We start from the raw sequence: 15,597 nt of genomic DNA, 5'->3' as shown, positions 1-15,597 counted from the left end.
GCCGGCGGCAGGTCGACAACCACCGCCGTCCGGGACTGAGCGGTACCCATTGCGGGGCAGGTCGACAACCACCTCGCGCAGCACACAACCCCCCCGCGAGAGATGAAGGAGACGCCTCATGTCTGAGGTGCTGAAGAGGCTGCGTGAGCGCCGGGCCAACGTCTGGGAGCAGGCGAAGGAGCTGGCGGATCGTGCGGCGGAGGAGAACCGCCAGTTCTCCGGCGACGAGGAGTCCCAGTGGCAGGGGCTGAACTCGGAGCTGGACGCGCTGGACAAGCGCATCAAGAACGTGATCGACGGTGAGCAGCGGGCGAAGGACACCGAGGACGCGTTCGCGAAGCTGGAGGGCAAGCCGCAGGAGCAGCGGGGTGGCCGCCGTGAGCGCGAGCAGCCCGTCGGGGGGCAGCAGGAGTCCGAGCTCCGGCGGTTCCTGCGCGGTGACGGCCCTCGGTTCTTCGATGTCGTCCCGGATGGCCCGGTCAACTTCCGTGCCTTCCTGAACACGGGCACGGCGGCCGAGGGCGGCAACACGGTGCCGACGTCGTTCTACGACCGGCTCGTCGCGCACCTGATCGAGACCTCGGCGGTCATGCAGGCCGGGGCGACGATGCTGAACACGGCGTCGGGGGAGACGATCCAGGTCCCGAAGACGACCGGCCACTCGACGGCGGGGATCGTCACCGAGGGTGCCAACATCACGCCGTCTGACCCGACGTTCGGGCAGATCAGCCTGGGCGCCTACAAGTACGGCACCCTCACTCAGGTCTCCCGGGAACTGATCGACGACTCCGGTGTGGACCTGGAGGGCTACCTGGCCTCCCAGACCGGACGGGCACTCGGGAACGCGTTCGGTGCGCACGCCATCACCGGGACCGGCACCGGTCAGCCTCGCGGTCTGGTCACCGACGCCACCGTCGGTATCACCGGCGCGACAACCGTGGCGGGCAAGTTCAACTCGGACAACCTGATCGACCTGTTCTACTCGGTGATCGCCCCGTACCGGGCGTCGCCGTCGTGCAAGTTCATCGCACGGGACTCGTCGATCGCGGAGATCCGGAAGCTGAAGGACGGTAACGGCCAGTACTACTTCCAGCCGTCGCTGGTGGCCGGTACTCCGGACACGCTGATCGGGAAGCCGATCCTCACCGACCCGAACGTCGCCGAGGTGGCGGTGGGCGGGAAGTCGCTGGTGTTCGGTGACATGTCGCAGTACTTCGTGCGGCTCGCCGGCGGTGTCCGTTTCGAGCGGTCCGACGACTACGCGTTCAACACGGACCTGGTCACCTTCCGTGCGCTGCTGCGCGCGGACGCCGCGCTGGTGGACCTCACCGGCGCGGTGAAGGTGTTCCAGGGCGCCGCCACCTGATCGGTAGTAGTCCGCGGCACCCCATCCCCCTTCGCACGTGTGTGTAGGGGGATGGGGCGCCGTCGCGTGACGGCCGAGGAAGGGGCCCGAACATGGCAGAGCTGGTGTTTGACGAGGACAGGAATCAGTGGGTGTGGGCGGCTGCGATCACCGACGTATCGGGATCTGCGGGCGCGACGTTCACTGCTGCCGAGCAGGCCATCGTCAATGACCTGGTCGCGAAGGTGAACGCGATCCTGGCGGCGCTCCGCGCAGCCGGGAAGATCGCGAACGACTGAGGGAGACGACGATGCGTGTGCGCATGAAGGTGTCGGTGTCCGGGACCCGCGGCGGGCAGCTGTGGCCGGGCATCGGGGAGGAAATCGACCTCCCCGACGGGGAAGGCGCCGACCTGTGCGCCGCCGGGCTGGCGGAACCCGTCGCGGTCACCAAGCCGGCGGAGACCGCTGTCGACAAGGCACCGGCCGAGGAACGCGCCGACGACGACAGCGAGAAGCAGGCGTCCGATAAGGGGCTGTCCACGGAGTCGGGGCCGGCCCGGCGGCGGAGGCAGTAGCCCGTGGCCGCGGCTGATGTGATCACCCTGGACGTCGCTGCGGCCCACCTGAACATGACCAGTACCGGGGCAGACGCTGCGGAACTGGCCGTGCACATCTCCGCGGCGTCGGCGATGGTCGAGCACCACGTAGGGCCCGTCATCATCCGCGAGTTCACCGACTACGAGCGGTACGGCCGGCGGATCGTCCTCGACCGAGGGCCCGTCGTGTCGCTCGTGTCCGTCACCCCCTCGTACGGCGGTGACGTCCTCGACGTGGCCGAGTTCCGCGTGACACCGGATACCGGGGTTGTGCGGTACGCGACGGGTGGCCGGCTCGCTGGTGGCCCGTACGACATCGCCTACACGGCGGGTCGTGCGGTCACGGTAGACACGGTGCCTCCGGCGTTGACGCTGGCGTGCTGCGTGATCGTGGCGCACCTGTGGGAGACGCAGCGGGCCGTGACGTTCGGTGGGCAGGCAGGGTTCGGGACGGACGACTTCGTCGCTTCGTCGTCGGGGTCGGGGTTCGCTGTGCCGTATCGGGCGCGTGACCTGATGGCTCCGTACCGGTCGGTGGTCGTGTGACCGCGTCGGCGATCCCCGGGTTCCTGGATGCGCTCGTCCCGCTGCTGCAGGCCGCCCCGGCGTTGACGGGGTGGCTTGTCGTGGATGGGCCCGCTTTGGAGAACACGTCACGCCCGGATGTCCTCGCCGTCGGGATCTCCACCGATGACTTGTCGGTGGAGACGGAGAAGGCAGACGCGGGATTGGGTGCGCGGCGTGAGCGGGCGGACGTGACGTGCATGGCGGTGTCGTGGACGGGTGACGCCGCCCTGTCGCCGCGTCGTGCGCAGGCGTTCGCGGCGATGGCGGCGGTGCAGGACGTGTTGCGTGCGGACCCGACGGTGGCGGGGACAGTCACGCGGGCACGAGTGATGAGCGCCGTGTACACGCCGGGGCGTGACGCGAAGGGCTGCGGCGCGTCCGTCGAGTTCCAGATCCGGATCGACGCGTTCAACAACTGACACGAGGGGATCGACGATGGCGACACTCGCCACGCAGAACATCGGCACTGGCGGCCTGGGCGCCACCTATTCGCCGGTGACGGCGTCGGACAAAGTGGTGCCGGGGGACGGCACTTTCCTGCACGTGAAGAACGGGTCGGCGTCGTCGGTGACGGTCGAGCTCGTCACCCCGCAGACGGTGGATGGGCTGGCCGTCGCGGACCGGCAGGTGTCGGTTCCTGCGTCGGGTGACCGGTTCATCGCGGTCCCGGACATGTACGCGGATCGCACCGATTCAGGTTTGGCGACGGTCAACTTCCTAGCCACTACGTCGGTGACGGTGGCGGTGCTCCGCGCCTAATCGCGCGTCGCTCGACAACTTCAGACAGCAACCCCTCATCAACCCCCAGAGCCGCCCGGCCTGGGGGTTCTCGCATGCCCGGAGGAGCCATGGACAAGGTCCGGATGGTCCACGACCAGGTGGACGGAGAGATCGAGGTGCCGGCACCGGCTGTGCCGCATCACCGGCGGTCTGGCTGGGTGCCGGTCGCTGAGCGCCCGCAGGCGGCTCCGCCGCCCGCCCCGACGCCCGCCCCGAAGGCGGACACCCAGAAGACGACGAGCGGGGCGGCGCGGCCGACCCGGGACGGGAGCGCTGACTGATGGCCACTCCGGCGATCAATGCCTCGAACCGGTACTTCGATGTTGGTACGTCGAAGTGCTACTACCTGCCGACGATCGCCGCGTCGAACATGGTGCCGACGCGCGTGGAGATGGACGCGGGAACGGACCTGTCGAACGAGATCGCCGCCCTCGATGGGTGGGTCGTGGAGGGCGGGGAGATTGAGACCCCGGACATGGGGTCGCTGTTCACGGGGAAGATCCCGGGCCGGACGAACGCCGAGGACTGCTCCCTGACGTTCCACGCGGACAAGACCGGTAACGATGTGCGGACCCTTCTGCCGCGTGGCACCGAGGGTTACATCATGTGGTGCGACGGCGGGGATGTGTCGGGGAACCTCGCGGACGTGTTCCCGGTGCGGGTGCGCAGCAACTCGGCGCAGCGTTCGGTGGAGGATGAGAACGCCCGCCGGCTGGTGCAGTTCTCCGTGTCGCGGGAGCCGGCCGAGTCGGTGACGATCCCGGCCACGGTCTGACGTGGGGCTGAAGGACAGGTTCGCGGCGCGGCAGCTCCCGCGGGTGACGGTGCCGCTTCGGATGGACTTCGGTCCCGAGTCCGATGCGGCGCTGCGGGAGTTCGCCGACGCCGACGCCACGTTGGCGGACGCGAAGCTGCGGAACCTCGCCGACCGCGGCGGCCTGGAACGCAGGGTCGAGGCGGCGCGGGCGGCGTTGGCGCCGTTCTACGAACGCCTCGTGGTGCGGGCGTTGCCGCCGGATGAGATGGATGCTCTGGTCGCGGCGCACCCGCCGACTGACGAGGACAAGGCGAAGGCGAAGGAAAGGGGCGGCGACGCCGCCTGGAACCCGGCCACGTTCGCGCCCGCCCTGTTGGGGGCGTGCGTGCACCCGGAGGACCCGGACGACGCACCGCTGTCCGAGCAGGAGTGGGCGGAACTCACGTCGAAGGGCCCGGTGTCGTCGGGGGAGCTGCGCTACCTGCTGCAGACCGCCCTGGACATCAACGATCGGAGCCCGGACCCGAACCTGGGAAAAGGCTAGACGCGGTCCCGCTGCTCGAGCTCGAGCTCGAGGTGTGCGAGAAGTACGGGATCTCGCATTCCCACTTCCATGGCGGGCCGCGTCGGTGGTCGCAGTCGGATCGTGACAAGGCTCTGTGGCGGGTTCTGCGGGAGCGGGAACGCTGCGGGGAGTGCGGAACCCGACGTTCCGAGTGGGACGAGAAGCAAGGCGGGTCTCGGGACGCGTATCGCGCGGTGAAGGTGCGGTGCGTGGGCTGCGAGAAGGTGAAGACGGCGCAGGCGTCGATCGACGAGAAGCGGGACGGCCGCGGGGTCGGGATCACGCTGCGGAGGTGACCGGTGGCCGCGTCGGTGCAGTTGGGGATCCAGGGCGGCGAGCAGTTCCGGGACCTGTCGAAGAAGCTCCGCGGGCAGAAGGATCTACAGCGGAAGCTGCGGGCCGGCGTCCGTTCCGCTGGCAAGCCCGCGGAGCGGGACCTGAAGGCCGCGGTGATGCGGGTGCGGGTGACGTCGGATCGGGGCGGTACGGCGCACCCGGACCGGTCCACCAGTCTGCGGGCGCGGACGGCGCGGGCGGTCCGCACGAAGGCGACCCAGCGCGGGATCCGGACGATCGTCGACGCAAAGAAGCTGGGCCCGCACGGGCACAGCCTGCCCCGCTACCTCGACGGCACGATCCGGTCCTATCGGCGGTGGCGGCACCCGGTGTTCGGGAACCGCGACGTGTGGACGGAGCAGTCCGGCAGCGCCTGGTTCTTCGTGACGATGCGCCGGCGGGCGCCCACTTTTCAGCGTGAGGTGCTGAGGGTGATGGCCGACGTCGAGCGTGAACTGACTTCCTGAAGGAGACACGTTGAAGATCGAGCACGACGGCGAAACCTACGAGTTCGACATGGACTCGGTGAACGCCCAAGAGCTGCGCCTGGTGGAGCAGCACGCCGACATGACGTTCGCCGAGTGGCAGCAGGGGTTGCAGCGGGGGAAGGTGAACGCGCTCGTCGCGCTCGTGTTCCTCGCGAAGCGCCGCGCCGGGTCGGATGTCGAGTGGTCGGACCTGGACAGCCTCAACATCCAGGACCTGCTGGAGGCGATGGCCGAGGTGAACGGCGTCGACCTGGACGCGGTGGAACGCGGCGAGGTCGACGTGGACGCGCTGGCCGCGTCGGAGATGGATAAGGCGCGGCAGAACCGGGAGGCGCGCCGCGCTGCCCGGAAGACGTCGCGTACCACCGCGACGGCTCCGGCGGCGAAGCGTCCGCCTGCTCGCCGCGCCGCCGCGAAGTAGCGCACCTCTGGGGCCTGTCGGCCCCGCCCTAGTTTGTCCCGTCACGTAGACGCCCCTGGATCCGCGAAGGGGGTGTCTCTTCGTGGCGGACAAGTCGCTCGGCTACAGCGTGACCGCGGTCGACAGGGCCTCACAGACCTTCGTGAAGATGGCTGTGCAGGTCGACCGGCTGGCGCAGCGCCTGGACGAGCTCGACCGCAAGCGGGTCTCCGTCACGGTCGACGCTGACACGACCCGCGCACAGGCGAAGATCCAGACGCTGGACAAGTCGTTCGGTTCGGCGACGATCCGTGTCGCGGCGCTCGGCCGGGCGCTGTCCACTCTGGCGCTGCCGGGCGCGATCGTGGCGGCGACTCCGGCGATCGCGTCGCTCGGTGCGTCGGCGGTGACGGCCACTGGTGCGCTGTGGCTGCTCCCCGCCGCAGCGACGGCGGGCGGAGTCGCGATGGCGGCGCTGAAGGTCGGTATGAGCGGCTTCGGCGATGCGCTGTCCAACCTCGGCGACTCGGAGAAGTTCGCCGAGGCCATCGCCAAGCTCAGCCCTGCTGCCCGTGAGGCGGCGACCACGATCCGGGCGCTCGTCCCGGCGTGGACAGCGATGCAGCAGGTCGTGCAGGAGAACCTGTTCGCCGGGGTCGCCGCGTCGATCCGGGAGCTCGCCGGCACCTACCTGCCGATGCTGACGGCCGGGCTCGGTGGGACCGCGACCGCGCTGAACCGGTTCGCGCAGAATTTCGCGGCGTTCGCGATGGCGCCGCAGACATTGGCGGACGTCCCCTACCTGTTCACGAACATCAACACGGCGATCACGAACCTCGCGCCGGTCGTGAACAACCTGATGGGCGCGTTCCGCGACATCGCCGTGGTCGGGTCGACGTTCCTGCCCGGTCTCGCGACCGGGGCGGTGAACGCGACCCAGCGGTTCCAGACGTTGGTGCACACGGCGCGGGAGACCGGCCAGTTGGCCGTCTGGATCCAGAACGGCATCAACACGCTCCGCGAGCTCGGGCAGTTGACCGGCAACGTCGGCTCGATCCTCGGGTCGGTGTTCGGGGCTGCCGCGGCGTCGGGGGAGTCGTTCCTGTCGATGCTGGTGCGGGTCACCGGGCAGATGGCGGCCGCCCTGAAGACGCCGGAGGGCGCGGCCGCGCTGACCGAGTTCTTCGTGACCGTCCGCACAGTGGTCGGGCTGCTGTGGGAGAAGCTTGTCCAGCTGTGGCCGGCGATCTCCGCGGCGGGGCAGGCGTTCGCCGCGCTGTTGATCGAGGCGTTCCCGCTCTCGAACGTGATCTTCGGGCTGGTCGCGACCGGCCTGGTGCCGCTGCTCGACACGATCCGGTTCCTCGCCCCGGTCCTCGGGCCGGCGCTGGTCCTGTTCGGGCTGTTCCGGGTCGCGATGGTGACGACCACGGCGGCGATGACCGCCTACCGGATCGCGACCGGGTTGGCGACGGCTGCGTCAGTGGGGTACCGGCTGGCGCTGGGAACGAACCTGGTGCTGACGCAGGCGCAGGCGGCAGCGGAGGCACGGCACACTGCCGCGAAGCTGGCCGGTGCTGCGGCGGGCCGGGCGCTCGCCGCCGCGCAGTGGCTGATGAACTCGGCGCTGCTGGCGAACCCGATCACGTGGGTGGTCGTCGCGATCGCCGCTCTCGTCGCCGCGCTGGTCCTGGCGTGGCAGCACTCGGAGACGTTCCGGGCGGTCGTGACCGCGGCGTGGACCGCGATCCAGGCGGTCGCGATGACCGTGTTCGGCGCGGTCCGGGATTTCATCGTGAACGCGTGGAACGTCATCCAGGGCGCATTCACCGCGGTCATGGGGTTCATCGCGCCGTACTGGAACACGTTCTGGAGCGGCCTTCAGGCTGTCGTGGCGGTCGTGTGGGCTGCGATCCAGGCTGCCGTGCAGTTCGGGTGGGCGCTCGTGCAGGCCGTGTTCACGGCGGCGGTCGCGTTCCTCGCCCCGTACTGGGACGGGTTCTGGTCGGGCCTCTCGGCGGTCGTGGCGGTGGTGTGGGCGGCGATCCAGGCGGCCGTCTCGGTCGGCTGGGCGGTTCTGCAGTCGGTGTTCCAGGTCGCCGTCGCGGTGATCACCGCGCTGTGGAATCACTTCTGGCCGGGGCTGCGGCTCGCCGTGGAGATCACGTGGGCTGCGATCCAGGCTGTCGTGTCGGTCGCTTGGGCGGTCATCCAGGGCATCTTCGGTGTCGCCGTCGCGGTCCTGACCGGCGTGTGGAACGTGTTCTGGGCGGGTCTGCGGCTCGCCGTGGATGTGGTGTGGGCGTCGATCCAGGCGACGGTGCAGATCGGCTGGGCGGTCATCCAAGGGATCTTCCAGGTCGCGGTCGCGGTCCTGACCAGCGTCTGGAACGTGTTCTGGACGGCGTTGACGGGGATCGCGTCGATCGCGTTCGCCGCGGTGCAGGGCGTCGTGCAGACCGTGTGGGCGGTGCTGCAGGGCGTCTTCCAGGTCGGGATCGCGTTCATCACGGGCGCCTGGAACATCTTCTGGGGCGCGCTCCAGATGGTCGCCACGGTCGTGTTCAACGCGGTCGTGACGATGGTCGGTGTCGTGTGGGCGGTGCTCCGCGGCATCTTCCAGACGTTCTCGGCGCTGCTCCAGGGGGACTGGCAGGGCGCGTGGGACGCGATCCGGAACACGGCGATCACGATCTGGAACTTGATCTCGTCGTTCTTCACGACGGCGTTCGCGGCGTTCCAGGCGTTCTTCGTCACCGTCTGGACGGCGGTCTCGACGTTCTTCGGGACCATCTGGACGGCGATCCAGAACATCGCGATCACCGTCTGGACGGCGATCTCGACGTTCTTCATTGCGGCGTTCACAGCGTTCCAGGCGTTCTTCACAGCCGTGTGGAACGCCGTCTCGCTGATCTTCACGACGGTCTGGACTGCCATCCAGACGACGGCGATGACGATCTGGAATGCGATCGTCGCGTTCTTCACGACGGCGTTCGCTGCGTGGACTGAGTTCTTCCAGGTCGTGTGGGACGCCATCGCGGCGATCTTCACGGCGGTGTGGAACGCGTTGCGGGACACGGCCGTCGCGATCTGGGACGCGATCGTCGCGTTCTTCACGGCGGCGTTCGCGGCGTTCACGACGTTCTTCACGGACACGTGGAACAACATCGTCGGGATCTTCGACCGGGTGTGGTCGGGCATCACCGACATCGCCGGCCGCGTGTGGGAGAGCGTCAAGGGCGTCTTCATCGACGGCATCAACTGGGTCATCCGAAAGATCAACGCTTTTGCTGGGGCCATCAACCGCGTCGCCGGGCTGCTCGGCTTCGACATCAACCTGGGCATCGCCGAGATCCCCCGCCAGGAAGGCGGGCCGATCGCCCGCCGCGACGGCGGCCCCATCGGGCTCGCCGCTGGCGGCGGCGTTAACGCCGCGACGGGCGGGCTGCTGCCGGGCCGTCACCGGCCGGGCCGCGACCAGCTCCCCGCGGTGGCCGGTGCGCAGCACTACCGCCTGGACGGCGGCGAGTACGTCGTTCGGCGTGAGTCGACGTCGGCGATCGGCCCGGCCGGGATGGCGGCGATCAACAACGCGTCCCAGAACCCGGTCGACATCGTCCCGCGCCGCGGCGGCGGTGCGACGCACCTCGCCGCGGGCGGACCGGTGCTGCCGGAGTCCACGGTCCGGGCTCACATGCCGTTCCTGTCCGCGCTGAAGGACGGGCAGGCGGAGGCGGTGCAGGCCGCGAACGTGTTCGGGGGCCGGGACAAGTTCCTCGAGGCGTTGGCGGAGGACGACGAGCGCGCCAAGCGGGCCGTCGGGAAGCCCCGGCGGGGGATGCCCGGCTACCGCACGCAGTTCCGCTCGTCGATGCTCACTCCGATCAAGCGGGATCTGGGTGGGGCGATCGCGTTCGCGAGGTCGATGCACGGGCGCCCCTACATCTGGGGTGGCACGACCACGGCTGGGACGGACTGCTCGGGCTACCAGGGGATGATCACGCGGGTTCTGCGGAACCAGTCGCCGGCTCGGATCGGGTCGACGCATGACTTCCCGTGGCCCGGGTTCGTCAACGGGCTCGGGTCGGCGTACTCGGTCGGCTCGTTCAAGGGCAACCCGGGGCACATGGCGGGCACCCTAGCCGGGGTCAACGTCGAGTCGGGCGGGTCGCCGTCGATGGTGAAGTACGGGGCGGGCGCTGCTGGCGCCGACTCCGGCCAGTTCGGGATCCGGGCGCACCTCCCCGAAGCGGGCGGTGTGTTCGCCTCTGGCGGCGGGGCCGGTTCGGGCGGTCTGAGCTTCGGGGCGATGGCCCGGGCGTGGCTGGATCCGCTGTACCGGATCCTGCTGCCGATCCGCGACAACCACGCCGAGGGTCTCGCGAACAGGTCCGGTGCCGGTGGCGGCGTCTGGCTGATGGACAAGATCGTTGCCGCTGCGGATGCGCTTGGCGGTGGTGGTGGGGCGGACTCGGCGGGTATCGCGGTCGGTGGCCCCGTCGTCGACCAGGTTCGTGCGATCGCGAACAGTTTCGGATGGGGTTCCGGCCCCGAATGGGACGCCCTGTCCTGGATCATCCACCACGAATCCGGGTGGGACCCGAACGCGGCCAACCCCACGTCGTCGGCGCGGGGCCTGTTCCAGAAGATGACGTCGATCCACGGGCCGGTGGAGCCGACCGCGAGCGGGCAGGCGCAGTGGGGCCTCAACTACATCCGAGGCCGGTACGGCTCCCCGACCGCGGCGAAGCGGTTCTGGGAGGCGAACAACCACTACGACCGGGGCGGTATCGCGTCCGGCCGCGGGTTGATGTGGAAGGACACGATCAGCCCGGAGCGGGTGCTGGACCCGCGGCAGACACGCCAGCACGAGCGGTTGACCGACGTGCTCACGTCCGGTGCGGGGCAGCGGTTCCTGGCCCTAGCCGGGGGAGCGGCAGGTGGCCGCGGCGTGATCGGCCCGTCTCTCACGGTGAAGGTCGATAACCCGGAGACGTTGGCGGCGCTCGCCCGCGTGTCGGCCGAGGTGGCGACCTTGCAGCGGGTGATCCGGGAGGCCCGCGCGGTGAACGTGTACGCCCGGAACGAGGACACGACCGAGACCGGTCGGGCCGTGGCCCTCCAGATGCGACTCTAAGGAAGGCGACTGTCTTGGGACTCTCACCTGCCCGCGCTCGGGCGATCGCCGATAACCAGTTCGGCAGCAGCAGCCCAGGGACCTGGTACGTGGGTCTTTCGACGAGTGACCCGTCTGATGACGGCACGAACTTCGTCGAGCCGATCGGCGGCTCGTATGCGCGGGTCGCGGTGACGAACAACGTCACGAACTGGCCGGCGTCGTCGACGGGGTCCGGGGTCACGCTGAAGTCGAACGGCGCGAAGATCACCTACCCGAATCCGACGGGGAACTGGGGCGAGATCCGCGCGTACGGCATCTTCACGGCGTCGTCCGGTGGGACACCCGAGTACTTCAACAAGCTGGACTCGCCGATCACGGCGCAGTCGGGGAACAGCCCAGTGGAGTTCGACGTCGGGCAACTGCAGATGCAGTTCGGTGTGTGACCGGTGACTGTCCAGATCGAGCAGATGGCGTCGGCGCAGACGCCGAAGCTCGGGAAGGGCGACCAGGGGTCGGCGAAGGTCCGGGCCGCGTTCACGCGCCCGACCGCGCCGGGCCGCCTGGTGGTCGCCTGCCTGCTGATGACCGGCGGGTTGGATGTCGGCACCTACTTCTCCGATAAGTCGTTCACCCTGATCCGCCGCTATGACGGGGTGCGGGATCTGAAGCTCGCCGTCTGGTATCGGGAGAACGCGCCGTCGGTGACGTCGCTGACGGCGTGGGCGGACGCATACCGCGGCATGGACCTGCGGCTGTTCGAGATCAGCGGTGTGAAGCAGCTGGGCGCGTTGGACAAATTCGTCGCTGCGGCGGGGGACAGCCGGACCCCGAGCGTGGGGCCGACCAGCACGCTCGCGGTGCCGGGGGAGTTTGTCCTGGGGATCGTCGCGTCGCAGTATCACTCGGCGACGCAGGGCGGGTTCGGCGGCGGGTTGACGAAGCTCACCGAAGCGGTGGTGCCGTCGGGCCGTCAGCAGGACTGGGAACGGGGCCGGGCGACCTACCACATCGGCACGGAGTCCGGGACGAGCGGTCCGCGGCTGTCGGCAAGGTTGTCGACGCAGCGCCGCTGGATCACGTTCCTGATGACGTTCCGGCCGGGGACGGCGGGCCCCGCCCGGTTCACCGCCACCACGAACCGGTCTGTGTTGGAGGTCGGCGGGCGGGCGTCGCTCACATCGTTCGGCCCGCTGAAGGCGACCGTGAACCGTGGCGTGCTCGGCGCCGTCCCGACGCCGCGGGCACGGATCGGCCCGTTCGAGGGACAGATCCGGCTCGGCGGCTGGAACGGGCTGCTGATCGGGACGTCGACGCCGTACCGCATCCAGCAGATCGACGGGCTGAACGGCCGACAGGTCCGCACCTCCGATGACGATCTGCCGCGGACCGATGGCGCGTCGCGTGGCGTGGATCTGCAGAGCGCCCGCCAGTTCATCGTGAAGGTCAACTGGGATGGGGCCGGCGCGGCGCCCGGGACGGGCCCGGCACGGATCGAGGAGTTGCGGGAGGAGCTGTACCGGGCGGTGCCGGTGCAGCGGGACGCCGACGACGAGCTCGTGTTCCGGAAGCCGGGTGGGCCGCTGCGGTCGGTGTGGTGCCGTGCCACGGAGATCCCTCGCGCTGACGAGGACGAGCAGGTGTTCCGGCCGGAGCAGCCGATCGTGTTTCGGGCGGCGGATCCTCGTCACTACTCGGCGATCCAGAAGCGGGTCGAGGTTCCTGTCACCCCGGACGAGGGGGAGACGGTGCTGGTGGTGGGGGCGACGAACGCGGGGAACGCCCGCGCCTATCCGGTGATCCGGGTGGCGATCCCGCAGACCGGTACGCCGCTGACCCGGATCCAGCTCGTCAACGTTTCGGCGGCGGTGACGTTCGATGTGCAGATGGCGTTCCCGCCGGGTTCGGAGTTGGTGGGGGACATGTCGGCGCGTGCGACGGCGGCGCCGGTGTCGCCGGTGACTTTGGATGGCCAGTCCCGGTACGGCGGCTGGCAGTTGCCGCGGGACACGTTCTATCTGTCTCCGGCGCCGGACGCGGACGCCGGGGTGAATCTGCTGTATCTGCGGACGACGCCGGTGGATGTGCCGGTGACGTGCACGCTTGATTTCTTCGACACCTGGAGCGGCTGATCATGAGTGCGTTGTTCGATCCGGGCCGTGAGGGCTTCCTCGACGGCTCCATCCAGTGGAACGCCACACCGACACACAAGATCTCGCTGTTGCGGGGTTACACGTTCTCTGCGGCGCACAAGTTCGTGTCAGAGGTGACCGGCGCCGGAGGATCTCTCGTCGCGACCCAAACCCTGTCGGGGAAGCTCGCCGCCAGTGGTGTTGCTGACGCCTCCGATGTCACGTTCCCGACTGTGGCGGCCGGCGACCCCATCACCGCCCTGATCATCTACCAGGCGTCGGCGACCTCTGGCGGCGCCGATCTGGCCGCGTCGTCTCAGCGGTTGATCGCGTTCATCGACGACGCCGCGAACCTGCCGATCACCCCGAACGGCGGGAACATCGACGTCGTCTTCGACTCGGGGCCGAACAAGATCTTCAAGCTGTAAGGGGCTGAGCGGTGGCCATCGGGTTCCGCAGCAGCTCCTCCGCCGTCCCGAACACCAACGGCGACGTCGAAGGCTCGACTGTCTCCTGCCCCCGACCTACTGGGGTGCAGGCAGGCGACCTGCTCGTCGCGTTCGTAGCGCGGTCCCAAACCTCCGCCAGCACCACCAGCTTCAGCGCGTCCGGGTGGACTGTCGCCGGGTTCTTCGCCGGCTCGTCGAGCTATGGGCCGGTCGCGGTGATGTGGCGGGCGGCTGGATCGAGCGAGGCGTCCAGCTACACGTTCACCTCCAACGGGTTCGCAGACCTCGACCAGTTCATCGTCCACATCCTCGCGTTCACCGGCGCGTCCACCACCGACCCGATCCTCGTCACCCCGGCGAAGAACGACGCCGGCAGCAACAGCTCGTCCGTGACCGCCCCGTCGATCAGTCTGCCGTCGGCGGGTGTGCTGCTGTGTTGGTTCGCCGCGATCCACTACACCGAGTCGTCGGTGTCACTCAGTACCCCGTCGGGGATGACCGAACGGGTCGACGCCGGCGGGGTGTGGCTGCACCCGTCCACCTGCACCGAAGATCGCTCGTCGGGGTCGACGGGGACCCGCACCGCCACCTACTCGGGCGGCACGACCGCGCACCCGCCGCGGGGGGTGTCACTGGCGATCCGCGAGGGATCCCAGACAGTCACGCCGACCAGCATCGCGTCGGCGGAGGCGTTCGGCACACCGACGCTGCTCGGGACCAGTTTCCTCAACGTCACCAGCATCGCGTCGGCGGAGGCGTTCGGCACACTGGTCATCGACCACGTCAAGGTCCGGCCAGTTGGCATCATCTCGGCGGAGGCGTTCGGCCTCCCGACCGCGGTCCCGGGGCCGGCGACGGTCGCCCCGGACGGGATCGGCACGGCCGAGGCGTTCGGGTACCCGTGGCTGCGGACCACAGTGAACCTTGCCGGGCAGAAGGGTGTCGTCCGCCGCGGCGTCACCTACGACCTCGTCATGGTCGCCCGCATCCCCGCCGCGTCTGGCCCCCCGACCTTCCTGGAAATCGACTCGATCGTGTGGTCGGGCCTGTCGTGGGCGGAAGAACTGTCGAAGCCGCCCCGCCTCGATGTGTCCGTCTCCGAAACGACGCTGAGCGAAGCAGCACTCCAGCGCATCGCCCGCCCCCGCGAGCTGCCGTCCGAGCTGCACCTGTACCGCGGATCGAAGCTCGTCCATGCCGGGCCGCTCATGAACTGGCAGCAGCAGGGCGAAACGCTGACCCTCTACGGGCTCGGGCTGCTCGGCTACGCGAACTACTGGATGATCGAATCCGACCTGGTGTTCTCCCAGACCGACCAGTTCACGATCGCGAAGTCACTCGTCGACCACTGGCAGGGCCTGGAGTACGGCCACTACGGGATCGACACCAGCCAGGTCGGAGAGTCCGGGGTACTGCGGGACGCCACATACCTGGCGAAGGAAGAGCACAACATCGGGAAGCGGCTCGAAGAGCTCGGCCGGCGGCAGAACGGGTTCGACGTCGACGTCGATCCGATCACGCGGGCGCTCCAGCTGCACTACCCGATCAAGGGTGTGGACCGGTCGACGGGCCCGGACGCGATCATCTTCGACGGCTCGAACATCACCAGCGCGGACGTGGCCGGGTCCGTCGCCCCGCAGGATGTGGCGTCGGAGGCGTACGGGACGGGCACTAGCCAGGACTCGTCGATCCGGTCGGTGAAGTCGAATCTGGATGTGCGGGCGCAGTTCGGGCGGTGCGGCGTCGCGGCATCGTTCGACGGTGTGTCGGTGCAGGGCACCCTGGACGATCACACGCAGGCCCTGTTGGATGCCCGCGCCGAAGCGTTGATCATCCCGGGTCCGGATGTGCGGGTCACCCCGGACGTGGACCCGACGACGTACAGCGTCGGCGACACGATCTCGTACGTGCTGTCCGGGCGGCTGGGAGTGCAGGGCGCGTTCCGGCTGCGGAAACGCACGATCAAGGTGTCGAACACGGGCCGCGAGCTCGCCAGTTTCGAGTTCGCGTGACGGGGGGCTGTTGTGGCGGATGACCGTCCCGCGAATGACGACTTGGCTGCGG

The 15,597-nt window shown here is 69.2% G+C and carries 15 protein-coding genes; all 15 read left to right on the top strand.

The features are described from left to right. Positions 1-118: 118 nt before the first annotated feature. The 15 genes from JOF36_RS29335 to JOF36_RS29265 all read left to right on the top strand — a co-directional run bounded on the left by JOF36_RS29335 (position 119) and on the right by JOF36_RS29265 (position 15,545). Positions 119-1,366, top strand: coding sequence for a phage major capsid protein (locus JOF36_RS29335; protein WP_210033308.1), 1,248 nt, complete (start codon positions 119-121; stop codon positions 1,364-1,366). Between the two features lie 92 nt (positions 1,367-1,458). Further along, positions 1,459-1,644, top strand: coding sequence for a hypothetical protein (locus JOF36_RS29330; RefSeq protein WP_210033306.1), 186 nt, complete (start codon positions 1,459-1,461; stop codon positions 1,642-1,644). An 11-nt stretch (positions 1,645-1,655) separates the two neighbouring features. Beyond that, complete coding sequence (locus tag JOF36_RS29325; RefSeq protein WP_210033304.1) at positions 1,656-1,922, top strand: hypothetical protein; 267 nt, start codon at positions 1,656-1,658, stop codon at positions 1,920-1,922. Positions 1,923-1,925: 3 nt separating this feature from the next. Next, positions 1,926-2,489: a head-tail connector protein gene (locus JOF36_RS29320; RefSeq protein WP_210033297.1), complete on the top strand. Its 564-nt coding sequence runs from the start codon at positions 1,926-1,928 to the stop codon at positions 2,487-2,489. Beyond that, the gene (locus tag JOF36_RS29315) at positions 2,486-2,929 is read left to right on the top strand and encodes a hypothetical protein (RefSeq protein ID WP_210033296.1); all 444 of its coding nucleotides are present in this window, start codon (positions 2,486-2,488) and stop codon (positions 2,927-2,929) included. The genes JOF36_RS29320 and JOF36_RS29315 overlap by 4 nt, the downstream gene beginning before the upstream one ends. Before the next feature lie 16 nt (positions 2,930-2,945). Then, positions 2,946-3,269 (top strand): hypothetical protein, encoded by a 324-nt coding sequence (locus JOF36_RS29310; RefSeq protein ID WP_210033295.1) that lies wholly within the window; start codon positions 2,946-2,948, stop codon positions 3,267-3,269. 301 nt (positions 3,270-3,570) lie between these two features. Continuing rightward, entirely contained in the window at positions 3,571-4,065 is a 495-nt protein-coding gene (locus tag JOF36_RS29305; RefSeq protein ID WP_210033294.1) for a phage tail tube protein, read from the top strand. 61 nt (positions 4,066-4,126) lie between these two features. Further along, on the top strand, positions 4,127-4,591 hold the full coding sequence (locus JOF36_RS29300) for a hypothetical protein (RefSeq protein ID WP_210033293.1): 465 nt from the start codon (positions 4,127-4,129) through the stop codon (positions 4,589-4,591). A gap of 320 nt (positions 4,592-4,911) precedes the next feature. Beyond that, positions 4,912-5,415, top strand: coding sequence for a hypothetical protein (locus tag JOF36_RS29295; protein ID WP_210033292.1), 504 nt, complete (start codon positions 4,912-4,914; stop codon positions 5,413-5,415). 10 nt (positions 5,416-5,425) lie between these two features. Next, entirely contained in the window at positions 5,426-5,857 is a 432-nt protein-coding gene (locus tag JOF36_RS29290; RefSeq protein WP_210033291.1) for a hypothetical protein, read from the top strand. Between the two features lie 82 nt (positions 5,858-5,939). After that, a complete protein-coding gene (locus tag JOF36_RS29285; protein ID WP_210033289.1) occupies positions 5,940-10,973 on the top strand; it encodes an aggregation-promoting factor C-terminal-like domain-containing protein in 5,034 nt (1,677 codons plus the stop codon). Positions 10,974-10,987: 14 nt separating this feature from the next. After that, positions 10,988-11,398, top strand: a complete 411-nt coding sequence (locus JOF36_RS29280) for a phage tail fiber protein (RefSeq protein WP_443706276.1) — start codon at positions 10,988-10,990, stop codon at positions 11,396-11,398. Positions 11,399-11,401: 3 nt separating this feature from the next. Beyond that, positions 11,402-13,084, top strand: coding sequence for a hypothetical protein (locus JOF36_RS29275; protein WP_210033285.1), 1,683 nt, complete (start codon positions 11,402-11,404; stop codon positions 13,082-13,084). Between the two features lie 2 nt (positions 13,085-13,086). Next, positions 13,087-13,512: a hypothetical protein gene (locus tag JOF36_RS29270; RefSeq protein ID WP_210033283.1), complete on the top strand. Its 426-nt coding sequence runs from the start codon at positions 13,087-13,089 to the stop codon at positions 13,510-13,512. Positions 13,513-13,523: 11 nt separating this feature from the next. Next, positions 13,524-15,545: a hypothetical protein gene (locus tag JOF36_RS29265; RefSeq protein WP_210033281.1), complete on the top strand. Its 2,022-nt coding sequence runs from the start codon at positions 13,524-13,526 to the stop codon at positions 15,543-15,545. Positions 15,546-15,597 lie beyond the last annotated feature (52 nt).

Source organism: Pseudonocardia parietis, from assembly GCF_017876315.1.
GTDB classification, from domain to species: domain Bacteria; phylum Actinomycetota; class Actinomycetes; order Mycobacteriales; family Pseudonocardiaceae; genus Pseudonocardia; species Pseudonocardia parietis.
This window is presented reverse-complemented; position numbering and strand designations above follow the sequence as displayed.